This is a genomic window from Streptomyces sp. NPDC058691 (assembly GCF_042714775.1).
Taxonomy (GTDB): domain Bacteria; phylum Actinomycetota; class Actinomycetes; order Streptomycetales; family Streptomycetaceae; genus Actinacidiphila.
Window position 1 is genome coordinate 93665 of sequence record NZ_JBHXSO010000008.1, and the last position, 24127, is coordinate 117791.

The following is a 24127-nucleotide window of genomic DNA, read 5'->3' on the forward strand; positions in this document are numbered from 1 at the left end:
GTACAACGGTCCGGGTCTTCGTCTCGCGATCAGGGAGAGGCTGGGCGTTGAACGACGACATCCGTTTTGTCGGTGTGGTGGGCTGTGGCCAGATGGGCGCGGGCATCGCCGAGGTGTGCGCCCGGGCCGGGCTCTACGTCCGGGTCGCCGAGACCACCGGCGAGGCCCTGGAACTGGGCCGTACCCGCCTGACGACGTCGCTCGCCAAGGCCGCCGAGCGCGGCAAGATCACCGAGGAGGAGCGCGACGCGGCGCTGGAGCGCCTCAGCTTCACCACCGACCTCGGGGACTTCGCGGACCGCGACCTCGTCATCGAGGCCGTCGTGGAGAACGAGCAGGTCAAGACCGAGATCTTCCAGGTCCTCGACCAGGTGGTGACCCGCAGGGACGCCATCTTGGCCTCGAACACCTCCTCCATCCCGCTGGTGAAGCTCGCCGTCGCCACCTCGCGCCCCGAGCAGGTGCTCGGCATCCACTTCTTCAACCCGGCGCCGGTGCAGAAGCTCGTCGAGCTGATCCCCGCGCTGACCACCGACGGCCAGACGCTGGTGCGCGCGGAGAAGCTGGTCACCGACGTGCTGGGCAAGCACCCCATCCGCGCCCAGGACCGCGCGGGCTTCGTGGTGAACGCCCTGCTCATCCCGTACCTGCTGTCGTCGATCCGGATGTTCGAGTCCGGCATCGCCAGCCGTGAGGACATCGACAACGGCATGGAGATGGGCTGCGCCCACCCGATGGGCCCGCTCAAGCTCTCCGACCTGATCGGCCTGGACACCGTGGCCTCGGTCGCCGACTCGATGTACCACGAGTTCAAGGAGCCGCTGTACGCCGCTCCCCCGCTGCTGCAGCGCATGGTCGACGCGGGCCGGCTGGGCCGCAAGAGCGGCCACGGCTTCTACGACTACGCGTAACCCGCGGCCCGCGTCGCCGCCGGGCGGCCGCCGCCGAACCGGGCCAGCTCCGCGCGGGCCCTGGCCTCCATCGGGGCGGCGCCCACGGCGGAGCTGATCTCCAGGGCCTCCGTCAGCGCTCCGCGCGCGGCGGCGGCCCGGCGCGGGCGGCGTTCGGCGGCGCCCAGCACGATCAGGGTGCGGGCGAGGTCGAGCGGCAGTGACCGCCCGCGCAGCCGCGTGACGGCGGACTGGATGCGCGCGATGCCTCGCTTGTGGTGGCCGAGGGCGTTCTCCCGCAGTCCCTCCGCGCGTTCCAGGGCCGCGACCACGCTCACGGGCGGACGCGTCCCGGCACGGCGGCGCGCGGCGCGCAGCACCTCGGCGGCGGCGTCGGTGTCGCCGAGGATGGCGGTCGCCTCGGCGAGGTCGCCGTACCAGCGCAGCAGCACCGGGTCGCAGATGCCCATCGTCTCCCCCAGCCGCCGCACCTGCCGGAGGGTGTCGACGGCCGCCGCGGTGTTCTCCCGTCCTCCGGCGAGCAGTTGGGCCCGGCCGCGCACGCCCAGTGCCCGCAGGAGGAACAGCTGGTCGCCGTCGGCCATGCAGGCGCGCACGGTGCGGTCGGCGAGTTCCAGGGCCCGGTCCAGGCTCCCGCCCGCGGTCTCCGCGAGCGTGGCGGCGTAGAGCACCGGCGGGGAGTCGCTGCCCGCGCGGACCGGAAGGACGGCGCAGCGGGCCACGTTGTCCAGGGCCTCACGGCAGCGCCCGGACCTGACCTGGATGCGCACCAGGGCGACGAGGGTGGCGGCGGTCTCCTCCACGGAGGCGTACTCGCCCGGCCTGCCGAGGAGCTGGTCCATCGCGTGTTCCGCCTCGTCGATACGGTCGGCGTCGGCGGCCAGCAGTGCCCGGGTGCGCACGAGCTCCCGGGCGCCGGGCTCGTCCGCGGGGCCCAGCAGCGCCGTCGCCTCGTCGAGCGAGGACTCGGCGGCGTCGGCCTCGCCGTGCAGGGCGTGCAGCCGGGCGAGCAGCGCCAGGGCGGCCACCCGGGTGTCGGCGCTGACGGCACCCCTGCCCGCGGCTCGCGGTGACGGGTCGGCGGCGCGCCGCGCGTGTGCGGCGGCCTGGGCGGGACGGCCGCCGATCAGGTGCCGCACGGCGGCCCAGTGGTGGAGGCGGGCCTCCAGCTCGGGATGTCCTTCGGCCTCGACCAGGCCGTCCGTGATGAGCCGGCCGGCGCCGCCGAGGGCCTGTCCGGCGTTGCCGAGCATGATCAGCCGGGCCCGGACGCGCTGGGGTGCGGAGGAAGCCTCGGCCAGTACGGTCTCCGCGGAGCGGTCCGCCTCGGCGCGCAGGCCCGCGTCGCTGGCGTACTCGGCCGCAGCCAGCAGACGTTCGGCGCGCCCGGCGGGGCGGTCGGCGGGCGTGCGGCGGGCGGCCAGCGCGGCCAGCTCGGCGGCGGTGGCGGGGGCGCCGCGGCGGCGGGCGGACTCGGCGGCGGCGGTCAGCGTGGCCGCGGTGGTCTCGTCGGCGTGCGGATGGGCAAGGGCCAGGTGGCGGGCGTGCTCGACGGGCTCGGGGACGGCGCGGGCGAGCAGTTTGTGGGCCGCGCGGCGGCCGTGTTCCGGGGCGTCGGCGTAGACCGCCGCGCGGATCAGCGGATGGTGGAAGCGAATCGTTTCCTCGGCGTCGGCGACGGCGACGCCGAGTGCTTCGGCGGTCGCCAGGTCGCCCGCCGGGTCCGGGATGCCGGCGGCGGTCAGCAGCGGAAGCGTGGGCCGGGCGGCGGCGGAGGCGACCAGCAGCGTCTGCCGGGCGGAGGCGGGCAGCAGGCGTACCCGGTCCAGGAGCAGGTCGCGCAGCCGGGGCGGCACGGGCAGGGTGTCGCCGGCCTCGGTGGGCATGCCGTCGCGCAGGGCGGCGCGGCCGAGCTCGATCGCGTAGAGCGGATTGCCCGCGGCGGTCTCCTGGATCGCGCGCAGCGCCTGCTCGGGGAAGTGCCTGCCGGTGCGCTCCAGCAGGAGGTCGGCGACCTCGCCGTCGGCGAGCGGGGGCACGGGCACGGTGGTGGTGCCCGGCGGGCAGCAGCGCAGGCCGAGTGGTTCCTCGCCTTCCATGACGCGCTCGGCGGCCAGGAAGCGCACGGGCGCCTTGTCGTACAGCCGCCGCAGGGCCACCGAGAGGACCTCGGCGCTCGGCATGTCGACCCACTGCAGGTCGTCGACGACGATGAGCACCGGTCCGGCAGCGGACAGCGCCCGCAGGAGGTCGACGGCCGCGTCGCGCACGGCCAGCCGGCTCTGCGGGGAGACCGGCTCACGGCCGCGCAGAAGGGCGGCGCGCAGGGCGGCGCGGGGGCCTTCGGGCAGCCCGTCGACGTAGTCTTCCGGGACGCGGGCGAAGAGGTCCATCAGCGCCACGAAGGGGAGCTTGGCATCCTCCTCGACGGGAGCGCAGCGCAGTACGGAGCCGCCGGCGGACACGCGCCCGGCCGACTCGGTGAGCTCGGTCAGCAGCGCGGACTTGCCGATGCCCGCGGATCCGTGGAACAGGACGCCCGGACCGGCGCTCAGCTGTGTCCGGGCATGGTCGAGGATCTCCCGACGCCCGATCAGGGACGGCATATGCACATGACAACGTTTATTCAACTACCTTGTCAATGGCGGGCGTCGGCCCGGCGTGGAGGCGTCGGTCACGCCACCCCTTCGGGATCGGGAAGCAGCACCACGCGGTGGGCGTTGGCCTCGGCGGCAACCGTCGTGTCGCACGCGGCGACCACGGTGATGCCCGCCGCCGCGACCCGGCGCAGCTCGCTCCAGGCGCCGTCGCTGATGACGGTGGTCGTCACGGCGGGACCCCGGTGCCAGGGCGCGTCGTTGAGCGCGTGCTGGAGCGCGGAGCGCTGCGGGCCGGGCGGGCCGACGACGGCGATGAGTTCTCCCGCGGGCGCGGACAGCGCGACGTCGGTGGCGGTCGGTGGTGCCATGCCTGCCCCTCTGCTCGGTTCTCCTCGGGTGACGCTCCTTGTGCGGCACATGCGCACAAGGCAGACAATGAGCGTTTCGCTCACGGATCGACCAAGGTGTACCAAGGATGAGCATGATCAGACGCGCGGCACTCCGGGACGCCGGGTCACGGTCCGGGCGCCGCACGCCTGTACGGGCACGCGAGGGGCGTCCCGGTGCAGGACGAGGAGGGCCATGTCGTCGGTGAGACGGCCTCGGGTGTGCCGCATGAACGCGGCGCGCACGGCGTCCACCAGGGCCCGTGCGCACAGGGTGCGGCCACCGGCGGCGCGTGCGGCCCCCTCCAGCGCGGCCGTCAACGGGAAGAACGCGCCGTCCGCGTCCCGGGCGTCCGCCACACCGTCGGTGTGCAGGAACAGCGCCTGACCCGGCAGCAGTCGACCGCAGCGCACGGCCTTCGCCTCGGCGGCCACGTCGACCAGCCCCAGGGGCGGCAGGGGCTCCCCCGCCTCCAGCGGCAGCGCCAGGACCCGTCCCGGACGGTCCGCGGACAGCCGGTACGGGCCGGGGTGACCGCAGTTGAGGACGTCGACCTGGCCGTCCTCGTCGAGCTGGAGCAGCATCAGGGTGACGAACTCCTCGGCGGCATACGCGCGTTCCGCCACGTGCCGGGCGAGCGCCCGGTCCATCCGCACCAGCAGCCCGCCGAGTTCGGGCTCGTCGTACGCGGCCTCCCGGAAGGTTCCGAGCAGCGCCGCGACGGTGCTGATGGCCTCCAGGCCGTGACCGCGTACGTCACCGATGACGGCGCGCACACCGTACGACGTGGCCAGGACCTCGTACAGGTCGCCGCCGACGTCGGCGCCACGGCTGGCCGACACATGGTCGGCGGCGACCGTCACGTCGCTCACCCGCTGCGGGAGCGGACGCAGCAGCACCCGCTGGGCGGCGACGGCGACCTCCCGGGTGCGTGCCAGTTCGGCGGCGAGCCTCCTCCTGCGGTCGGCCAGCCAGAAGCAGGCCGCCAGCACCGCGACCACCGCCACCACGGCCCCGGGGCGCGGCCTGCCCGCCCCCGGTACGAAGAGCGCGGCCACCGCGAGCCCGCCGTGCACCGCGACGCACCGGCGCCGCCCGCTCCCGGCGCAGGCGAGGGCGGGCGCCGCCGCGACGCCGGGAATCCAATCCGCTCCGCCGGGCACCCCGCAGGCCAGCCCCAGCACGGCGGCCACCCATGCACCCGGCCACGCCAGGAACAACCACCCCCGCACCCGGCCCATCATCGCCATGGCCACCCTGGGTCCGATCATGCCGCCGGGCTCCCCCTCGCAGCCGTCGCTCCCGCATCGAGCGGGGCTGGTTCGCCCCCGATTCTGTCGACCGCCCGGCCGGGTTCCACCCTCTCCCGGGCCAGTTCACCCGATCGTGCGACGTGACCCATATGTACGCCGCCCGGGGGTATTGGGGTGATCGTCCCCACCGTCCGCGCCCCGCCCCACCCGCATCGCGCGCGGGGCGCACGGGACACTGCCTTCGGCGCCGGCGGAACGGGTGTGCGGACCGGCGACCCGCAGAACATGCCCCGCACCGATCCCGCGTCCGAGAACCCGGCGGTGCGTGGGACACCGCCGCCGGCGCCGGCGGAAACGCGGGCCCACAGCACGATCCCGGTGCCCGCGACACACGCCAGTAGCGAGCACACCGGCGCGGCCGGCAGCCGCTACATGCCCCCGCGCCCCACGCGAGGCTCGGCGCGGCGGCTCAGTCATCGGCGCCGCGCAACGTGGCCCCCGTGCGCTCGGCCGCGACGGCGACCGCGGCGTCACGGGGCGCGGAGGCCGCCTCCGCGGTCAGCGTGCGGTCGGGCGCACGGAAACGCAGCGAGTACGCCAGCGACCTCTTGCCCGCACCGACCCGAGCACAGGCGAACACCCCGGACAGACGCAGCGCCTCCGAGAACCCGCCGACACTCACCCCCAACACGCGCGCAGGGCGCCCCCCGGCGATCCGGGAGCGCCCCACGCGAGGCCGACGGCGGAGTCCTACGCGCCGCGCAACGTGGCCCCCGTGCGCTCGGCCGCGACGGCGACCGCGGCGTCACGGGCCGCGGAAGCCTCCTCCGCGGTCAGCGTGCGGTCGGGCGCACGGAAACGCAGTGAGTAAGCCAGCGACTTCTTGCCCGCACCGATCTGGTCGCCGGTGAAGACGTCGAACAGGCGCAGCGCCTCCAGGAGCCCGCCGGCACCCGACCGCAGGGCGGTCTCGACGTCGGCGGCCGGGACGGAGGCGTCCACGACGAGCGCGACGTCCTGGGTGGCCACCGGGAACGTGGACACCGTGGGGGCCGCCACGACGCCGGTCGAGGCGCGCTCCAGGCGGTCCAGGTCCAGCTCCATGGCCGCGGTGCCCTCGGGCAGGTACATCGCCTTGATGACCCGGGGGTGCAGCTCGCCCGCGTTGCCGACGAGCACTTCCTCGCCGTCCACGACGGCCAGCAGCGCCGCGCAGCGGCCCGGGTGGAACGGGGCGTGCCGGTCCTGGCGGACGATCAGCTCGACCCCGGCCTCGCGGGAGACGATGCGCCCGGCCTCGACGGCGTCGGCCCAGGTCGCGGTCCGGCCCTGGCCCCACCAGCCGGCCTGCTCGCGGGCGCCCGACAGGACGACGGCCACCCGGCGCGGCTGCCGCGGGAGGGCGGCGTCGAGCGCGGCGATCTCGTCGTCGGTGGGACGCCGGTCGACCGGCAGCCGCGGCGGCGCCGGCTCCTCGCCGCTGGGGCGGAAGACCAGGCCGGTCTCGAAGAGCGCGAGGTCGTGCGCACCGCGCCCCACGTTGCGGCGCAGCGCGCCGAGCAGGCCGGGGAGCATGGTCGTGCGGAGCGCGGGCTCCTCGTCCGACAGCGGGTTGGCTAGCCTGATCGTGATGCGGCGCGGGTCGTCCGCGTCCAGGCCGAGCTGGTCGAAGACGCCCTCACCGAGGAACGGGTAGTTCTGCACCTCGACGTAGCCCGCGCCGGCCAGCGCGCGGCCGACCCGGCGGCGCAGCTTCTGCGACTCGGTCAGCCCTCGGCCGGACGGCAGGTGCGGCAGCGTGGAGGGCAGGTTCTCGTAGCCCTCCAGCCGGATGACCTCCTCGGCGAGGTCGTTGGGGTCGCGCAGGTCGGGGCGCCAGGACGGCACGGTGACGATCAGCTCGTCGGACCCGTACACGTCGCAGCCGACCTGCTGCAGCCGGCGCACGACGGTCTCGCGGCCGTACTCCATGCCCGCCACCTTGTCCGGGTGGTCGGCGGGGATGCTGATCGTGTGCGGCGCGGAGGGCGCGGTGATCTCGGTGACGCCGGCCTCGGCGGTGCCGCCCGCGAGCAGCACCAGCAGATCCACGGTGCGCTGCGCCGCGGCGGACGCGGCCTGCGGGTCCACGCCGCGCTCGAAGCGCTTGGACGCCTCGGAGGACAGCTTGTGGCGGCGCGCGGTGCGGGCGATGGCGACCGGGTCGAAGTGCGCGGCCTCGATGACGACGTCCGTCGTCGTCGCGCCCGTCTCGTCGATCTCGGTGTTGGCGCCGCCCATGACACCGGCCAGGCCGATCGGCCCGCGGTTGTCGGTGATGACCAGGTCCTCGGGGTCCAGGACCCGGACCTGTCCGTCGAGCGTCGTCAGCTTCTCGCCGGGCTGCGCGCGGCGCACGCCGATCGCGCCCTCGACACGGTGCCGGTCGTACGCGTGCAGGGGCTGGCCCAGCTCCAGCATCACGTAGTTGGTGACGTCGACCGCGAGCGAGATCGGCCGCATGCCGGCCTTCTGCAGGCGGCGCTGCAGCCACACCGGCGAAGCGGCCTCCGGGTCCAGCCCGGTGACGGTGCGTGCGGTGAAGCGGTCGCAGCCGGCGGGGTCGGCGACACGCACCTCGTAGCCGTGCGAGTTGGGGCCGGGCACGTCGAGCAGCGCCGGGTCGCTCAGCGGCAGGCCGTAGGCGATGGCCGCCTCACGGGCGACGCCGCGCATCGACAGGCAGTAGCCGCGGTCGGGGGTGACCGCGATGTCCAGCACCTCGTCGACGAGCTCCAGCAGCTCGATCGCGTCGGTACCGGCCTCGTGCTCCGGCGGCAGCACGATGATGCCGTGCGAGCCGTCGTCGCCCATGCCCAGCTCGGCGCCCGAGCAGATCATGCCGTGCGAGGTGCGGCCGTAGGTCTTGCGCGCGGCGATCTCGAAGTTCCCGGGCAGCACACCGCCGGGGAGGATGACGACGACCTTGTCGCCGACGGCGAAGTTGCTCGCGCCGCAGACGATCTCCTGCGGCTCGCCGGTGCCGTTGGCGATGCCGACGTCGACGGTGCAGAAGCGGATCGGCTTCTTGAAGCCCGTCAGCTCCTCGATGGTGAGCACCTTGCCGACCACCAGCGGGCCCTTGAGCCCGGCGCCGAGCTGCTCGACGGTCTCGACCTCGAGGCCGGCGGAAATGAGCTTGGCCTGGACGTCGCGGCCGGACTCGCCGGCGGGCAGGTCGACGTACTCCCGCAGCCAAGAAAGCGGGACCCGCATCAGATCTCCATCCCGAACGGAAGGGTGAAGCGCACGTCACCCTCGACGATGTCTCGCATGTCCTCGACGTTGTGACGGAACATCAGCATGCGCTCGATGCCGAAGCCGAAGGCGAAGCCGCTGTACTTCTGCGGGTCGACGCCGCAGGCGGTGAGCACCCGCGGGTTGACCATGCCGCAGCCGCCGAGCTCGATCCAGCCCTCGCTGCCGCAGGTGCGGCAGGGACGGTCCGGGTTGCCGACGGACTCGCCGCGGCAGACGTAGCAGACCATGTCCATCTCGGCGGACGGCTCGGTGAACGGGAAGTAGTTCGGGCGGAGCCGGGTCGTGATGTCCGCGCCGAAGAGCGACTGGACCATGTGGTCGAGGGTGCCCTTGAGGTCGGCCATGGTCAGGCCCTCGTCGACGGCGAGCAGCTCGACCTGGTTGAAGACCGGGGTGTGCGTCGCGTCGAGCTCGTCCGCGCGGTACACCCGGCCGGGGCAGATGACGTAGACCGGCGCCTCGCGGCCGAGCAGCGAGCGGATCTGCACCGGGGAGGTGTGCGTGCGCAGCACGACACCGCTCTCCTGCGGGTCGGACCCGGCGGGCTTGTCGCCCTCGACGAAGAAGGTGTCCTGCATGGTCCGGGCCGGGTGGTCCGCCCAGATGTTGAGGGCGTCGAAGTTGAACCACTCGGTCTCGACCTCGGGGCCCTCGGCCACCTCGTAGCCCATGGCGACGAAGATGTCCTCGATGCGCTCGGAGAGGGTGGTCAGCGGGTGACGGGCGCCGCGCGGGGTGCGGTCGTAGGGCAGCGTGACGTCCACGGCCTCCTCGACCAGCACGCGCTCGTCGCGCTCGTTCTCCAGCACCTCCTGACGGGCCTTGAGCGCCTGGTTGACCGCGCCGCGGGCCTGGCCGACGCGCTTGCCGGCCTCCGCCTTGGCGTGCGGCGGCAGTGCGCCGATCTCACGGTTGGCCAGGGCGAGCGGCGAGCGGTCCCCGGTGTGGGCCACCTTGACCTCGCGCAGCGCGTCGAGGTCGGCGGCTTCGGCGATCGCGGCGAGCGCCTCGTCACGCCGGCGCTCGATCTGTTCCGGTTTCAGTGCCTCGACCTCGACAGGGTCGTACGACTTGTTCGGTGCCGACATTTCTTCCCGTTCCGATGTGGGTGATGGCGTGGCCGACCTGCCTGCCCGACCGCTGAATGCCAAGGGTCGAGTCTATCGGGGCCACGGGGAAAGGCTGGTCACGCCCGTCGGGGCCGGTGGAGAACCACGCTCGCTCAGGCCATGAAGGCCGGCGCCCCGACGGGCAGGATAAATCGGAATTGGGCGCCCTTGCCGGGCGCGCGGCCCACGATGATGGTGCCGCCGTGGGCCTCGACGATGCCCTTGACGATGTACAGCCCCAGGCCCGTGCCGCCGCGCTTGCTGCCCCGCCAGAAGCGGGTGAACACGCGGTTCATGGATTCCTCCGGGATGCCTGGTCCCTCGTCGCTCACGGTCACCGCCGTGCCGGCGAAGTCCCGCTCACGCGGGGAATCGGCCGGGCGGGGCGCCGCGGATACGTCAATGGTGACAGTTCCCTCGCCGTGGCGCACGGCGTTTTCCAGCAGGTTGCCGAGGATCTGGTCGACCTTGTCGGGGTCGGCCCACAGTTCCGGCAGCGGTTCCGCCACTCGGACGAGGAAACGGTCGGTCGGCTCCCCCGCGGTGACGAGGGCGTCCACGTGGCGCCGGATCGCGGCGACCATGTCGACCCGCTGGCGGCGCACCTCCAGCCGGCCGGAGTCGATGCGCGAGATGTCGAGCAGTTCGGCGATCAGCCGGGTGACGCGGTTGGCATCGGCGTCGACGGTCTCCAGCATCAGCTTCTTCTGGTCCTCGGTGAAACGTTCCCACTTCGCGAGCAGGGTGGCGGTGAACCCTTTGACCGAGGTGAGCGGGGAGCGCAGTTCGTGCGCGACGGTGGCGATCAGCTCGGCGTGGCTGCGCTCGGTGCGCCGCCGGGCCTCGGTGCCGCGCAGCCCGACGACCAGCCGGCGCACCGGACCGGTGGGGTGGTCGCGGACGTACCGGGCGGAGACCAGCACCTCGCGTCCGCCCGGCAGCAGCAGGTTGCGCTCGGGCTGTCCGGTGCGGGTGGCCAGTCCCCCGTACGGCTGAGTGAGCTGCCACCAGCGGCGGCCGTCCAGGTCCTCCAGGGGCAGTACCCGCTCGAGGGGGAGGCCGATGACCTGGGCGGGGTCGAGGGCGGTGATGCGGGCGGCGGCGGCGTTGAAGCAGACGACCAGACCCCGCTCGTCGGCCACGACGAGGCCGTCGGGCAGTTCGTCGGTCGTGATGCCGAACTCGGTCAGGACGGCGGTCCAGGCAGGCAGCGCGCGTGGCGCCGTACCGTCGGTCGTCTGGACGTCCATCCCCGTAACCCCCTTCCCAGGGCGGTCCGCGGTCCCCGGGGCGCCACCCTACTAGCTCATCGTCACCGTGCGGCACCCTCCGGGAGCACGCTGCGCCCGGGCGGAGGCGTAGAGGCACACGGCGGCGGCCGTCGCGAGGTTGAGGCTCTCGGCGCGACCGTGGATGGGGACGCGCACCACCTCGTCCGCCAGCGCGCGGGTCTCCTCCGGCAGGCCCCACGCCTCGTTGCCGAAGATCCAGGCGGTGGGGCCGCCCATCGTGCCCTCGTCCAGTTCGGCGTCGAGGTCGCGCTCCCCCGCTCCGTCGGCGGCCAGCAGCCGCACACCGGCCCCGCGCAGGCCGTCGACCACGGTCTCCATGGGGACGCCGACCGCGACGGGCAGATGGAACAGGCTGCCGACGGAGGCGCGCACGGCCTTGGGGTTGTACAGGTCGACCGAGGCGTCGGTCAGCACGACGGCGTCGGCGCCGGCCGCGTCGGCGCAGCGCAGCACGGTGCCCGCGTTGCCGGGGTCGCGTACATGGGCGAGAACGGCGACCAGCCGCGGCCCGGCGCGCAGGATGTCCTCGAACGGGGTGTCCAGGAAGCGGCAGAGGCCGATGACGCCCTGCGGGGTCACGGTGTCCGACATGTCGGCGACGACCTCTTCGGTCGCGGTGAGCACCGGTACGCCGGCGGCCCGGGCGGCGGCGACGATGCCGGCGTGGCGCTCCGCGGCCTCGGGGGTCACGTAGACCTCGACGAGATGGGCCAGCGCCTCGCGCACTGCTTGCGGTCCCTCGGCCAGGAAGCGGCGCTCCTTGCCGCGGAAGCTGCGCTTGGCGAGGCGGCGGGCCGCGACGACGCGCGGCGATCGCAGGGATGTCAGCTCGGGGCCGGCCATGGGGGTGCACTCACTTCGGTCGGGTCTGGCGGGCTTGCGGGGACGGACGGCGACGACGCCCCGGAACACACCTCGGACCCGCAGGCACGCGGCCTGCGGGTCCGGAAGAGCGTGGGTCAGGCCGCCTTCGGGGCGTTGACGTCGCTCGGCAGGGCCTTCTGGGCCACCTCGACCAGCGCGGCGAACGCGTTGGCGTCGTTGACGGCCAGCTCCGCGAGGATCTTGCGGTCCACCTCGACGTTGGCGGCCTTCAGACCCTGGATGAAGCGGTTGTAGGTGATGCCGTTGGCGCGGGCAGCGGCGTTGATGCGCTGGATCCACAGCTGACGGAAGTCGCCCTTGCGCTTCTTGCGGTCGTTGTAGTTGTAGACGAGGGAGTGGGTGACCTGCTCCTTCGCCTTGCGGTACAGGCGGGAACGCTGGCCGCGGTAACCGCTGGCCTGCTCGAGGATCGCCCGGCGCTTCTTCTGGGCGTTGACTGCCCGCTTGACGCGTGCCACTTGATAACTCCTTTTGAGGGACCGCGGAAGTCGTCACACGGTCCGAAAGCGAATGGGTCCCGGTCCAGCAGCGCGCCCCCTGGTCGGAGGGGGCGGGCCGTCACTTGCCGAGAAGCTTCTTGATCTTCTTGGCGTCGGGCTTGGCCAGGACGACCGTGCCGGTCAGGGCGCGGGTCTTCGATGACGGCTTGTGCTCAAGCAGGTGGCGCTTGCCGGCGCGCTCGCGGATCACCTTGCCGGAGCCCGTGATCTTGAATCGCTTGCTCGCACCGCTGTGGGTCTTGTTCTTCGGCATGCGCCGTAGTCTCCTCGTCGCTGGCCCTCCCGCCCGCCCGGGGGCGGACGGAGAGCGTCAGTCCTTCATTCCTTGCCCGGAACGGTGTTCCGGGCACTGGCATCGCCGCCGGACACCGGTCCGGTGGCTTCAGCTGGCGTCGGCGGGAGCGTCCTGCTGGTGCTCCTGCTCCTCACCCTGCTCGTCAGGGTCCAGCTCGTCGTCCGTGGTGCCCGGCAGGCGACCGGCCTTGCGGGCGGCCTGCGCCTCGCGGGCCTCGGCCATCGCCTCGGTCTTCTTCTTGTGCGGACCGAGGACCATGATCATGTTGCGGCCGTCCTGCTTCGGCGAGGACTCCACGAAGCCCAGGTCCTGGACGTCGTCCGCGAGCCGCTGCAGCAGTCGGAAGCCCAGTTCCGGGCGCGACTGCTCACGACCGCGGAACATGATCGTGATCTTGACCTTGTCGCCCTGCTTGAGGAACCGGACGACATGACCCTTCTTGGTGTCATAGTCGTGCGGATCGATCTTCGGCCGGAGCTTCATCTCCTTGATGACCGTGTGCGCCTGGTTCTTGCGCGCCTCACGGGCCTTCATGGCCGACTCGTACTTGAACTTGCCGTAGTCCATGAGCTTGCAGACCGGCGGGCGTGCGTTCGCCGCCACCTCGACCAGGTCGAGGTCGTACTCCTGCGCAAGCTCCAGTGCCTTGGCAAGCGGCACGATGCCGACCTGCTCGCCACTGGGACCGACGAGTCGCACCTCGGGGACGCGAATCCGGTCGTTGATGCGGGGCTCGGCGCTGATGGGGCCTCCTCGGTAGCACCACGCGGCTGACTGGCCGACAGCCGCGTAACAACTGTGTCGTTGGTTCCGCCCGGAAAAGGGCGCGAAAAACGCCCCTAACGGGTCACAGGCGGGCTCCTCACAACCGGGAGCACCGCCGCGGTATTCCCCGCGGGGCGCGTCGGGCACCGCGTCCCACAAGGGGACGCGTCACCTGACCGGTGACCCGCCGGCCTCCAGGGCCGGCAAGGTGGGAGATCGGAGCTCCACTTGTGGGCTGGTTTCCTCCGTGTCGTGTGACTACGGGGGGATTTCCAGCCGGTCAATCGTCAAGCATACCAGCGATCGACCGCAGGCTGTAATCGAGCGACGTGGGCCTATCGTGTGAGGCATGAGTGACGCCACCCCCCAGCACGAGTCCCCCTCCGCGGACCACCCCGACTTCGACACGATCACCCGTGACATCGCGGACGTTCCCGCGGTCGAGGTGATCACCACGGTCGCGGTGCACCTCATGAGCGCGGCGGCGGTGAACCTCGGCCTCGCGGAGGACGGCGACCAGCACAAGGACCTCGACGAGGCGCGCAAGCTGATCACCGCCCTGGCCGGGCTGATCACCGCCGGGGCACCCGAGATCGGCTCCTACCACGCCGCCCCGCTGCGGGACGGCCTGAAGTCGCTGCAGCTCGCGTTCCGCGAGGCGTCCACCGTGCCGGACGCGCCGGGCGAGGGCCCCGGCGAGAAGTTCACGGGGCCCGTTCACGGCTAGTCGTCCCGCATGACCTCGCGCGCCGTCAGCGGGTGAAGAGGGGTTCGCCCGGCAGTTTCGCGCTGTCGGGCAGCAACGCCAGTTCGATGCCGCGCACGAGCGCGCCGCGCAGTACCTCGTCGCCCGCCAGCGCGGCGGAGACGCGCTGCGCGACACCGCGTACGTCGGCGGCCGGGCCCAGCACGATGCCCAGTGTGCCGTCCGAGCCGGCGGAGGGCACCACGTGGGCGCGCAGGACGTCCGGCTCGGCGGCGACGGCCGTGCGGAGCGCCTGGCGGACGGCCGGGTCGGCCAGCGGGTCCCCGCCGTCCCGGCCGGCGGCCACGGCCCGCAGCGCGGCGCCCGTCAGGGCGTAGGGGACGGGGCCGGCCATGTCGAGCAGAAGTGTGTCGGCCTTCTCGTGTGCCAGTGCCTGCAGGGCCTGGCCCAGGGGCACGGCCACGGGCCGGGCGTCCGCGCGCCAGCGGGCCAGCGCGGCGGTCGAGGTGAACGCGGGCAGGGCACGGCGTCCGTCGGCGGCCTCGATGGTGGGCACGGCCATGTCGCTGGTCTTCTCCCGGCGCAGCCCCCCGGGCCCCTCCTCGACCTCGCCCAGCAGCGCGACGACCGGCACCAGCAGGCGCGCGCCCGGCAGCGCGGCGAGCACCTCGTCCTCCGCCGACGCGTCGGCGCCGTACGCGGCGAGCGCCGCCGTCAGCCGGGGGTCGGCGGAGCCGTCGTCGTCGGGGAATCCGGAGTCGGGGATGTTCTTGAGAGCCACCCCCCGAGGGTAGCCGCAGGACACGGGGCGATTGTTACCGGTCTTTAATGCGCCTCTCATGGCACACGCATGTTCGGTCCTTAGCTTTCCCAAGCATGGCTCCCGACAAATGCGCCCCGTGGCGGCGCCTGCGCGCCGGCCGCCGCGACCGCACCCGTACGTGTTCCGGCCTCGGGGACGGACGTCCGCACGCCGCCGTGCGCGACGTGGTGGCCATCGCGGTCCTGACGGCCGCGGCGCTGACCACGGTGACGTACATGTCCGCGCGGCAGCGGCACGTACCGGCCGCGTCGGTCTCCGAGCTGCCGGAGAAGGCGACGCGGGAGGTCCAGGCGGACGTGGTGGCCGGGAAGCTAAAGAAGCAGCCGCGAGTGGACTTCGACCAGGTCGTCGGCGCGGCGCTGGCGGGCGTCACCGGCGACAACCAAGCGGAGTACTCGATCGCGGTCGCGGACACCGCGTCGGGGGACAGCGCGGTGTACGGCCAGGGGACGTACGACACGGCGAGCATCGTCAAGGTGGACATCCTCGCGACGCTGCTGCTGCAGGCGCAGGACGACGGGCGGCGGCTGACGGCGCAGGAGCGGGCCCTGACCGAGGTCATGATAGAGAACAGCGACAACGCGGCGGCCCTGGAGCTGTGGCGGCGCATAGACCTGGCCGCCGGTCTCGACGCGGCGAACAAGCGCCTGGGGCTGACGGGGACGACCGGCGGCAGCGGATTGCTGTGGGGGCTGACGCAGACCACCGCGGCGGACCAACTGATCTTGCTGCGGGCGGTGTTCGGCTCGGACGGGGCGCTGGACGCGACCTCGCGCGGCTACATACGGCAGTTGATGGGCCGGGTCTCGGCAGGCCAGGACTGGGGCGTGCCGAGCGCGGCCGACGGCGCGTTCGAGGTCAAGAACGGCTGGCTGCGACGGAGTACGACATCCCTGTGGGACATCAACAGCATCGGCCGGATCACCTCGGGCGGTCACACCTACCTGGTCGCCGTCGTCTCGCGCGGCAGTACGACACAGGCCGGGGGCATCGCCCTCGTCGAGGACGCGGCCAGGGCGGCGGTAGGCGCGTTCACCAAGGCCGTGGGCGACTCCGCCGCGTCGTGAACCGGGGCCGCAGCCACAGGGCCGCGGCGAGCCCGACCAGGGCGGCGCCGCCGACGGCGAAGGCCGCCGCGATCCCGTCGCCGAAGGTGTCCCCGTCCGCGGCGGCCGCCGCGCGGGCGGCGTCGGGGCCCGAGCCGAAGTACTGCCGCGGGTAGGCGGCGGGGCTCGGGGTGAGGCCCTCCGGCTTGAGGTGGGCCGCGGCCGCGAGGGCGGCCGCCGGGTCTACCAGCCCGTAGCCGACGGCGTCGCTGCGGCCGCCGGGCGGGGCGTCCCGCGCGGTGTCCTCCAGCAGCCGCTTGACCTGGGCCGGGCTCAGCTTCGGATGGGCGGAGCGGATCAGCGCGACGGTGCCGGAGACGTAGGCGGAGGCGGTGCTGGTGCCCCAGCCCTCGTAGTAGCGGCGGTTGGGGTCGGCGATGACCACGTCGACACCGGGCGCGGAGACCGCCGCGTACCAGCGCCGGGTGGAGAAGGAGGCGCGGGAGCCGTAGCGGTCGACGGCCGCGACGGCGATGACGCCGGGGTACGCGGCCGGATAGGAGGCCCGGTTGCCCTGCTCGCCGCCGTTGCCGGCGGAGGCCACGACGACCACGCCCTTGCGCAGGGCGTACTGGATGGCGTCGTCCTCCTGGGCCTCGGGGTGCGCGGTGCGGCTGTCGTCGCCGAGGGAGAGGTTGATGACGTCGGCGCCGTGGTCGGCGGCCCAGCGGATGCCCTCGGACAGCGCCCCGCCGCGGGTGGTGCGGGCCTTCTTGCGCTGCGGGTCCTTGTCCTCCAGGATCACGCGCACCGGGAGGATCTTGGCCTCCGGGGCGATGCCCATCACGCCGTCCGCGTCGTCGGGACCATGGCCGTGGCCCGCGATGATGCCCGCCATGCCGGTGCCGTGCCGTGCCCAGGCGCTGTCCCCGCGGCCGTCGCCGAAGCCGATCAGGTCCTTGCCCGGCAGCACCTGTCCCGCCAGGTCCGGGTGCGAGTCGTCCACGCCCGTGTCCAGGACGGCGACGGTGACGCCGCGGCCCTTCGTCGTCCGCCACGCGTCCTGCGCGTGCAGGGCGTCCAGCGCCCAGTCCGCGTCCCGCACCGCGTCCGCGTGCGCCGGGGCGACCGGGACCAGGGCGAGCCCGGCGGCCGCCACCACGGAGGCCGCCGCGCGTCGCAGCGCGCCGGCCCTCATCGCGTGCCCCCCGACGGGGACGCCGTCAGCGACTGCGCGGCGTGCCGGGCCCGGGTGGCGACCGAGTCGGCGAGGGTCTTGGCGTCATGGCCGAGGCCGGCCTGGGCGGGGGCCGCGGTGGCGCCGTCGGCGACGGCGGAGGCGACGGGCTGGGGGACGCCGGTCTCGCGGCCGTCGGCGAAGCCGCTGACCGCGTACACGATCACGGGCAGGTCGGTGGCGACGTCCACCGTCCAGGTGGCGCGCTGCTTGTCGCCGAAGCCGGCCGACACCGTTCCCGGGAAGGCGACCGGACGGGGCATCAGATCGGTGCGGGAGCCGAGGTGTTGAGAGGTCCAGCGGTCGTGGAGCCTCCGCATGACCGGGGCGTCCGCCGAGGCGACGAGGAGTCCCACCGTCGTCACCGCGCCGGCCGCGGCGTCGGTGTAGGTGGCACGGAGCAGCTTCACGCAGCCGGCCGGTCGCAGCACCTTCGCCAGCAGCGGATCGAAGGCCTCGGCGCAGCCGCTCGGCGGGGCCACGCCGATCCGCGTCCAGGTGCGGTCGGCGCCGCCGGGGCCGGCACCGCGGCCGTTGAGCACGGGTGGGAAGAGCGCGTCGACGGGCGTGCTGTGCCACAGGGCGCGGGCCTGGGCGAACTGCCGCGAGCTGATCTGCGCGGCGGTGGGCGCGGGTGTCGCGGGCTCATGGTTGATCCACACGCCGGCCGCGGCTCCGCCGAGCAGCCCGAGGCCGAGCACCAGGCACAGTGCGGCGGTGGCCGCGCGCGGCCGGCCCTGCGCGGCATGGGCCGGGACCCCCGTCGGGCGCGGGGGCGGGGCGGCCTGGGGGACGGGCGAGGACCACGCGACGGCGGGCGGGTGAGCGGGCGGCGGAGGCGCGGCGGCGGGGGCGGCGGCCGGGGGCCAGGCGGTGGACCCGGGCGGGGGCCAGGTGGCGGTGGTGGGAGGTATCGGGCGCGGTGACCAGCTCGGCCGGGGGGTGGTTCCCCCGCTGTCGAAACCGGTGCTCACCCGGTGCCCCCTCACGGCCGGTTCGGACACGGCCTGTTCGCGCATTGGACCTGCGGCGTCACTCTACTGGTCGTGGCGGCCCGGCGCGGTGTGAGTACGGATCACTTGCCCCTACCGCTCGGTAGGGGCATTCTGGCAAGCTGCGCGCATGTCGGATCGCGCAGCAGACCGGGCCCGCTACGACCGGGCCACCGCCGACCTCGACGCGCCGGTGGCGGTCGTGGACCTGGAGGCGTTCGACGCCAACGCCGCCGACCTGGTGCGACGCGCCGGCGGCAAGCCGATACGGGTGGCCTCGAAGTCCGTGCGCTGCCGGGCGCTGCTGGAGCGGGCGCTCGATCGCGAGGGCTTCGCAGGGATCATGTCGTTCACGCTGGCGGAGTCGGTGTGGCTGGCCCGCTCGGGCTTCGACGACATCCTGCTCGCCTACCCCTCCGCGGACCGCGCCGGCTACGCCGAACTGGCCTCGGACCCGAAACTGGCGACGGCCGTCACGGTCATGGTCGACGACGTGGCGCAACTGGACCTGATCGACTCCTCCCGCGCCGGCGGCTCGGAGATCGTGCGGGTCTGCCTGGAGATGGACACCGCGCTGCGGATGCTGGGCGGCCGCGTCCGCGTCGGCGCCCTGCGCTCCCCGCTGCACCGGCCCGCCCAACTGGCCGCGCTGGCCCGCGAGGTGGCCCGGCGGCCCGGCTTCCGCCTGGTCGGGATCATGGCGTACGAGGGGCATGTGGCCGGGGTGGGCGACGCGATCGCGGGCCGTCCGCTGCGCTCACGGGCGGTGCGGCTGATGCAGGAGCGGGCGCGCAGGGAGCTGGCGGCGCGGCGGGCCGAGGTCGTACGGGCGGTGCGGGAGGTCGCGCCGGGGCTGGAGTTCGTCAACGGCGGCGGCACGGGCAGTGTGCAGAGCACGGCCGCCGAGGACGCGGTGACGGAGATCGCGGCCGGTTCCGGGCTCTACGTGCCGCGGCTGTTCGACAACTACACCTCGTTCCGGGGCCGCCCGGCGGCGCTGTTCGCCCAGCCGGTCGTGCGGCGTCCGGGCGTCGGGGTGGTGACCGTGCTCGGCGGCGGCTACCCGGCCTCGGGCGCGGCGGGCGCGGACCGGCTGCCGGTGCCGTATCTGCCGGAGGGACTGCGCTACGACCCCCAGGAGGGGCCCGGCGAGGTGCAGACCCCGCTGATCGGGGCGGCCGCGGACGATCTGCTGATCGGCGACAAGGTGTGGTTCCGGCACGCCAAGGCGGGCGAGCTGTGCGAGCGGTTCGACACGCTGCGGCTGGTGGAGGGCGACCGGGTGGTCGCGACGGTCCCGACGTACCGCGGCGAGGGGAAGACGTTCCTCTGAGGCCGCGGGAAGGTCGCCGAGGGCAAGACCGTACGCGCCGGGGCACCGGCGCGTACGGAAGCGGGGCGCGGGCTCCACGGCGGGCGGGTCAGATGCCCGTGCCGCCGCCGGAGCCGGCGGCCTTGATGCCCTTGACGATCTCGTCCATGACGGAGAGTCCTGGCGCCTTGTCGTTGATGTCGAAGCCGGCGCGGATCAGGACGAGCTTCGCCGGGTCCGCGGGCGAGGGGAACACCAGCGACTGGACGTAGCCGTCGTCGCCCTTCTGCGTCACGACCTTCCAGCGCACCAGGTAGCCCTGTTCGCCGGCGACGGTGACCTTCTGCGACAGCAACTGCGTGTGCGCGGTGATGCCGCCGTAGATCTTGCCGCCGTAGGACTCCTCGGCATTGCCGGCGATGTCCTCCTTGGCCGCGGCCTCGGCGGTGGTGGACTTCAGCTTCACGGACGAGGCGGGCATGGAGAACACGCCGCCGCGCACGCAGGTGTTCGAGGCGTCGCCGGGGCAGGTGTACTCGCCCACCGTGAGCTCCGCGAGGCCGTACCGGCTGGTGCCGCCCGTCCAGCCGTCGGGGACGGGGAGGCTGATGCCGTCCACCGCGTCCAGGGCGAAACCGGGGTCGCTCTTCGGCACGTTCGACGGGCCGCCGCCGGGGCCGCCATCCTCGGGGCCGATGCCGTCCGGGCCGCCGCCGTCACGGCCCGGACCGGGAGCCGTGAGGGAGGGGGCGGGCCGGGCGGAGTCCGCGCTGTCGCCGCCGCCCTTGCCCAGGGCGACGAGGCCGCCGACCACCGCGCCGGCCACCACGACCGCGGCGACGACGGCGATGGCTATGAGGCCGCCGCGGCGCTTGCGGGGGGCGGGGGGAAAGGCCGTGGGGTACGGCGGATAGCCCGGCGCCCCGGCGCCGAACGCCGGGGCGGGCACCGGGGCGCTGCGGGTGTACTCGGTCCAGTCGGACCCGTCCCACCAGCGCTCGAGTGCCGGGCCGTTTCCTGTCTGCCCGGGCTCTGGGTACCAGCCGGGCGGGGTCGTCATGGTCACGGCGTCACCCTAAGGCCCAGGCCTTAAGATTCCCGTCAGACCACCGATTACAGAGGGGTCACGTACGCCCCGGCGATCCCCCCGTCGACCAGGAACTCCGAACCCGTGATGAAGGACGCGTCGTCGCTGGCGAGGAAGGCCACGGCGGCCGCGATCTCCTCCGCCTCGGCGAAGCGCCCGACGGGGATGTGCACCAGGCGGCGGGCGGCGCGCTCCGGGTCCTTGGCGAACAGCTCCCGCAGCAGCGGGGTGTTGACCGGCCCCGGGCACAGCGCGTTGACCCGGATGCCCTCGCGGGCGAACTGCACGCCCAGTTCGCGCGACATGGCCAGCACGCCGCCCTTGGAGGCGGTGTACGAGATCTGCGAGGTCGCCGCGCCCATGACGGCCACGAAGCTCGCCGTGTTGATGATCGAGCCCTTGCCCTGCCGCTGCATGTAGGGCAGCGCCGCCTTGCAGCACAGGTAGACCGAGGTGAGGTTGACCTCCTGCACGCGGCGCCAGGCGTCGATGCCCGTGGTGAGGATCGAGTCGTCGTCCGGGGGCGAGATCCCCGCGTTGTTGAAGGCGATGTCGACCGAGCCGTAGGTGTCGTACGCGCTCTTGAACAGCGCCTCCACCTGCTCGGCGTCGGTCACGTCGACCTCGACGAAGAGGCCGCCGACCTCCTCGGCGGCCGCCTTGCCCGCGCTCTCGTCGATGTCGCCGCACACCACGTGGGCGCCCTCGGAGGCCAGCCGGCGCGCCGAGGCCAGACCGATGCCGCTGCCGGCGCCGGTGACCACCGCCGTCCGGCCCACCAGGCGGCGGCACACCGCCGCTTCTGCTTGCGTCATTGCCGGGATCACTCCTCCGTGCTGATGAAGACGTTCTTGGTCTCGGTGAAGGCGGCGAGCGCGTCGGGGCCGAGCTCGCGCCCGAGTCCCGACTGCTTGAAGCCGCCGAACGGTGTCCAGTAGCGCACCGAGCTGTGGGAGTTGACCGACAGGTTGCCGGCCGCGGTGCCCCGGGCGAGCCGCAGGGCGCGGCCGACGTCACGGGTCCAGATCGAGCCCGACAGGCCGTACGGGGTGGCGTTGGCCAGCCGCAGCGCGTCGGCCTCGTCCTCGAAGGGCAGGACGACGGCGACCGGGCCGAAGACCTCCTCGACCGCCACGCGCTCCCCCGGGCCGGCGGGCGCGAGCACGGTCGGCGGGTACCAGAAGCCCTTGCCCTCCGGCGCGGTGCCGCGGATCGCCGCGGGCGCCTCGGCGGCCACGTACTCCCGGACCCGGTCGCGCTGCAGCGCGGAGATCAGCGGCCCCATGCCGGTCGCGGGGTCGGCCGGGTCGCCGACGCCGACGGCCAGGACGGCGGGCTCCAGCAGCTCCATGAACCGGTCGTAGGCCGTGCGCTGCACGAGGATGCGGGTACGGGCGCAGCAGTCCTGCCCGGCGTTGTCGAGGAAGGACATGGGGGCCGTCGCCGCCGCCTTCTCCAGGTCCGCGTCGGCGAAGACGATGTTGGGCGACTTGCCTCCGAGTTCGAGCGTGACCCGCTTCAGGGTGCCGGCGCAGGCGGCCATGATCTGCTTGCCGACGCGGGTGGAGCCGGTGAAGACGATCTTCGCGACGCCCGGGTGCTCCACCAGGGCCGCGCCCGCGAGCGGGCCCCGCCCCGGCAGCACCTGGAAGAGGTGCTCGGGCAGACCGGCCTCCAGCGCGAGCTCCGCGAGCCGCAGCGCGGTAAGCGGGGTGGTCTCGGCGGGCTTGAGGATCACCGCGTTGCCCGCCGCGAGCGCGGGGGCGGTGCCCCAGGCGGCGATGGGCATGGGGAAGTTCCAGGGCGCGATGACGCCGACGACGCCGAGCGGTTCGAGGAAGGTGACGTCGATACCGCCGGGCACCGGGATCTGACGTCCCATCAACCGTTCCACCCCGCCCGCCGCGTACTCCAGCAGGTCGCGGACGTTGCCGGCCTCCCAGCGCGCGTTGCCGATCGTGTGACCGGCCTGCCGCACCTCCAGGGCGGCCAGTTCCTCGGTATGGGCGTCGACCGCGGCCGCGAAGCGGCGCAGCAGCCGGGCCCGGTCCGCCGGGGCGAGGGCCGCCCAGGCGGTCTGGGCGCGGGCGGCGCGCGCGACAGCGGTGTCCACGTCCCCCGGACCGGCCGCGGGGACGGTGGCGATCACCTCCTCGGTGGCCGGATTGAGCACTTCCAGGGCGTCCAGCACATCGGGCACTGCGGGCCTCACATGCGTTCGAAGGAGCGGTAGCGCTCCCAGTCGGTCACGGCGGTGTCGTACGCGTCCTGTTCGACGCGGGCCATGTTCGCGTAGTGCTCGACGACCTCGTCGCCGAAGGCCGCCCGCGCGATCGGGCTGTCCTGCCACAGCGCGGCGGCCTCGCGCAGCGTGGTGGGCACGTGCGCCACGCCGTCCGCGGCGTAGGCGTTGCCCGTGACCGGCTCCGGGAGGGCGAGCTTGTTCTCCACGCCGTACAGGCCCGCCGCGACCATGCCGGCCACGGCCAGGTAGGGGTTCACGTCGCCGCCCGGCACGCGGTTCTCCAGGCGCAGCGCGGCCGGGGAGTGCCCGACGACGCGCAGTGCGCAGGTGCGGTTGTCCGGGCCCCAGGCGACGGCCGTCGGGGCGAAGGACCCGGGCCGGAAGCGCTTGTACGAGTTGATGTTGGGCGCGTAGAGCAGGGAGAAGTCGCGCAGCGCCGCGAGCTGCCCGGCGAGGAAGTGGCGCATCGTCTCCGACATCGCGCCGGGTTCCTCGCCCGCGAAGACGGGGGTGCCGTCCTCGTCGCGCAGCGAGAGGTGGATGTGACAGGAGTTGCCCTCGCGCTCGTTGTACTTGGCCATGAAGGTCAGCGAGTAACCCTCCTGGGCCGCGATCGACTTGGCGCCGGTCTTGTAGACGCTGTGCTGATCGCAGGTGACCAGGGCCTCGTCGTAGCGGAAGGCGATCTCGTGCTGCCCGAGGTTGCACTCCCCCTTGGCCGACTCCACGCGCATCCCGGCCGCGCCCATCTCGTTGCGGATGCGGCGCAGCAGCGGCTCGATGCGGCCGGTGCCCAGCAGGGAGTAGTCCACGTTGTACTGGTTGGCGGGCGTCAGGTCGCGGTAGCCGCTGTTCCAGGCCTGCTCGTAGGTGTCCTTGAAGACGATGAACTCCAGCTCGGTGCCGGCGTACGCGGTCCAGCCGCGCTCGGCGAGCCGCTCCAGCTGACGGCGCAGGATCTGCCGGGGTGAGGGGCCGACCGGTGCCGCGTCGTGGTCGAGCAGCCGCAGGTCCGCGATGACCAGGGCGGTTCCCGCGTCCCAGGGGGTGCGGCGCAGCGTGTCGAGGTCCGGGTGGAGGGCGAAGTCGCCGTAGCCGCGCTCCCAGGAGGACAGGGCGTAGCCGTCGACGGTGTTCATGTCGGCGTCCACGGCCAGCAGGTAGTTGCAGCCCTCGGTGCCGTGCTCCAGGACGTCGTCGAGGAAGTGCCGCGCGGCGAAGCGCTTGCCCTGGAGGCGGCCCTGCATGTCCGCGAACGCGACGACCACGGTGTCGACCTCCCCGGTGTCGACAAGACGCCTCAGGTCGTGGGTGCTGAGCGGGGCTGTTCGGTGCTCCACGGGTGGTCACCTCTCCTACCGGCCGACAGGTGATCCAAAAGT

Annotated in this window: 22 protein-coding genes; 4 read left to right on the plus strand and 18 right to left on the minus strand. The window is 73.6% G+C overall.

The annotated features are described in order from the left end of the window. The first annotated feature begins 47 nt into the window (after nt 1-47). Nucleotides 48-911, plus strand: a complete 864-nt coding sequence (locus ACFWVC_RS08175; protein WP_384280329.1) for a 3-hydroxybutyryl-CoA dehydrogenase — start codon at nt 48-50, stop codon at nt 909-911. Here the strand turns inward: ACFWVC_RS08175 and ACFWVC_RS08180 are convergent. From ACFWVC_RS08180 to infC, 11 genes are all read right to left on the minus strand, one after another. Then, the gene (locus ACFWVC_RS08180; protein ID WP_384280331.1) at nt 902-3517 is read right to left on the minus strand and encodes an AAA family ATPase; all 2616 of its coding nucleotides are present in this window, start codon (nt 3515-3517) and stop codon (nt 902-904) included. The genes ACFWVC_RS08175 and ACFWVC_RS08180 overlap by 10 nt on opposite strands. A gap of 68 nt (nt 3518-3585) precedes the next feature. After that, nucleotides 3586-3879, minus strand: coding sequence for a hypothetical protein (locus tag ACFWVC_RS08185; RefSeq protein WP_384280333.1), 294 nt, complete (start codon nt 3877-3879; stop codon nt 3586-3588). A gap of 117 nt (nt 3880-3996) precedes the next feature. Continuing rightward, nucleotides 3997-5169: a PP2C family protein-serine/threonine phosphatase gene (locus tag ACFWVC_RS08190; RefSeq protein WP_384280334.1), complete on the minus strand. Its 1173-nt coding sequence runs from the start codon at nt 5167-5169 to the stop codon at nt 3997-3999. Nucleotides 5170-5620: 451 nt separating this feature from the next. Then, complete coding sequence (locus ACFWVC_RS08195; protein ID WP_384280336.1) at nt 5621-5881, minus strand: hypothetical protein; 261 nt, start codon at nt 5879-5881, stop codon at nt 5621-5623. A gap of 20 nt (nt 5882-5901) precedes the next feature. Next, nucleotides 5902-8406 carry a phenylalanine--tRNA ligase subunit beta gene (gene pheT / locus ACFWVC_RS08200; protein WP_384280338.1) on the minus strand — a complete coding sequence of 835 codons (2505 nt, stop codon included), beginning with the start codon at nt 8404-8406 and terminating at the stop codon, nt 5902-5904. Further along, a complete protein-coding gene (gene pheS, locus ACFWVC_RS08205) occupies nt 8406-9539 on the minus strand; it encodes a phenylalanine--tRNA ligase subunit alpha (protein WP_384280340.1) in 1134 nt (377 codons plus the stop codon). Before pheS ends, pheT begins: the two co-directional genes overlap by 1 nt. Nucleotides 9540-9673: 134 nt before the next feature. Next, nucleotides 9674-10810, minus strand: coding sequence for an ATP-binding protein (locus tag ACFWVC_RS08210; protein ID WP_384280342.1), 1137 nt, complete (start codon nt 10808-10810; stop codon nt 9674-9676). A gap of 51 nt (nt 10811-10861) precedes the next feature. Beyond that, on the minus strand, nt 10862-11695 hold the full coding sequence (locus tag ACFWVC_RS08215) for a TrmH family RNA methyltransferase (protein WP_384280344.1): 834 nt from the start codon (nt 11693-11695) through the stop codon (nt 10862-10864). A gap of 116 nt (nt 11696-11811) precedes the next feature. Then, nucleotides 11812-12195 carry a 50S ribosomal protein L20 gene (gene rplT / locus ACFWVC_RS08220; protein ID WP_018564305.1) on the minus strand — a complete coding sequence of 128 codons (384 nt, stop codon included), beginning with the start codon at nt 12193-12195 and terminating at the stop codon, nt 11812-11814. Nucleotides 12196-12295: 100 nt separating this feature from the next. Next, nucleotides 12296-12490, minus strand: coding sequence for a 50S ribosomal protein L35 (gene rpmI, locus ACFWVC_RS08225; RefSeq protein WP_319662038.1), 195 nt, complete (start codon nt 12488-12490; stop codon nt 12296-12298). A gap of 129 nt (nt 12491-12619) precedes the next feature. Beyond that, on the minus strand, nt 12620-13276 hold the full coding sequence (gene infC / locus ACFWVC_RS08230; protein WP_384280459.1) for a translation initiation factor IF-3: 657 nt from the start codon (nt 13274-13276) through the stop codon (nt 12620-12622). A gap of 370 nt (nt 13277-13646) precedes the next feature. Between infC and ACFWVC_RS08235 the strand changes: the two genes are divergently transcribed. Continuing rightward, nucleotides 13647-14024: a DUF1844 domain-containing protein gene (locus ACFWVC_RS08235; RefSeq protein WP_384280346.1), complete on the plus strand. Its 378-nt coding sequence runs from the start codon at nt 13647-13649 to the stop codon at nt 14022-14024. Between the two features lie 25 nt (nt 14025-14049). Here ACFWVC_RS08235 and ACFWVC_RS08240 read toward each other — a convergent pair whose 3' ends face one another. Then, on the minus strand, nt 14050-14784 hold the full coding sequence (locus ACFWVC_RS08240) for an SseB family protein (protein WP_384280348.1): 735 nt from the start codon (nt 14782-14784) through the stop codon (nt 14050-14052). Nucleotides 14785-14879: 95 nt separating this feature from the next. Between ACFWVC_RS08240 and ACFWVC_RS08245 the strand changes: the two genes are divergently transcribed. After that, a complete protein-coding gene (locus tag ACFWVC_RS08245) occupies nt 14880-15893 on the plus strand; it encodes a serine hydrolase (RefSeq protein WP_384280350.1) in 1014 nt (337 codons plus the stop codon). Here ACFWVC_RS08245 and mycP read toward each other — a convergent pair. Together mycP and ACFWVC_RS08255 are read right to left on the minus strand one after the other, a co-directional pair. Then, nucleotides 15859-17070, minus strand: coding sequence for a type VII secretion-associated serine protease mycosin (gene mycP / locus ACFWVC_RS08250; RefSeq protein ID WP_384280352.1), 1212 nt, complete (start codon nt 17068-17070; stop codon nt 15859-15861). The two genes, ACFWVC_RS08245 and mycP, sit on opposite strands and share 35 nt — an antisense overlap. Next, the gene (locus ACFWVC_RS08255; protein WP_384280354.1) at nt 17067-18083 is read right to left on the minus strand and encodes a hypothetical protein; all 1017 of its coding nucleotides are present in this window, start codon (nt 18081-18083) and stop codon (nt 17067-17069) included. The genes mycP and ACFWVC_RS08255 overlap by 4 nt, the downstream gene beginning before the upstream one ends. Nucleotides 18084-18231: 148 nt before the next feature. Here ACFWVC_RS08255 and ACFWVC_RS08260 point away from each other — a divergent pair, with 148 nt between their 5' ends. Continuing rightward, entirely contained in the window at nt 18232-19434 is a 1203-nt protein-coding gene (locus ACFWVC_RS08260; RefSeq protein ID WP_384280356.1) for an amino acid deaminase/aldolase, read from the plus strand. A gap of 88 nt (nt 19435-19522) precedes the next feature. Here ACFWVC_RS08260 and ACFWVC_RS08265 read toward each other — a convergent pair whose 3' ends face one another. Genes ACFWVC_RS08265 through ACFWVC_RS08280 form a run of 4 tightly spaced genes read right to left on the minus strand, consistent with a single transcriptional unit; the run spans nt 19523 to nt 24085 of the window. Then, the gene (locus ACFWVC_RS08265; protein ID WP_384280461.1) at nt 19523-20473 is read right to left on the minus strand and encodes a DUF2510 domain-containing protein; all 951 of its coding nucleotides are present in this window, start codon (nt 20471-20473) and stop codon (nt 19523-19525) included. Between the two features lie 53 nt (nt 20474-20526). Further along, nucleotides 20527-21315: a 3-oxoacyl-ACP reductase gene (locus ACFWVC_RS08270; RefSeq protein ID WP_384280358.1), complete on the minus strand. Its 789-nt coding sequence runs from the start codon at nt 21313-21315 to the stop codon at nt 20527-20529. A gap of 8 nt (nt 21316-21323) precedes the next feature. Continuing rightward, on the minus strand, nt 21324-22691 hold the full coding sequence (locus ACFWVC_RS08275; RefSeq protein ID WP_384280462.1) for an aldehyde dehydrogenase family protein: 1368 nt from the start codon (nt 22689-22691) through the stop codon (nt 21324-21326). Nucleotides 22692-22708: 17 nt separating this feature from the next. After that, a complete protein-coding gene (locus tag ACFWVC_RS08280; RefSeq protein WP_384280359.1) occupies nt 22709-24085 on the minus strand; it encodes a glutamine synthetase family protein in 1377 nt (458 codons plus the stop codon). Between the last annotated feature and the right edge of the window lie 42 nt (nt 24086-24127).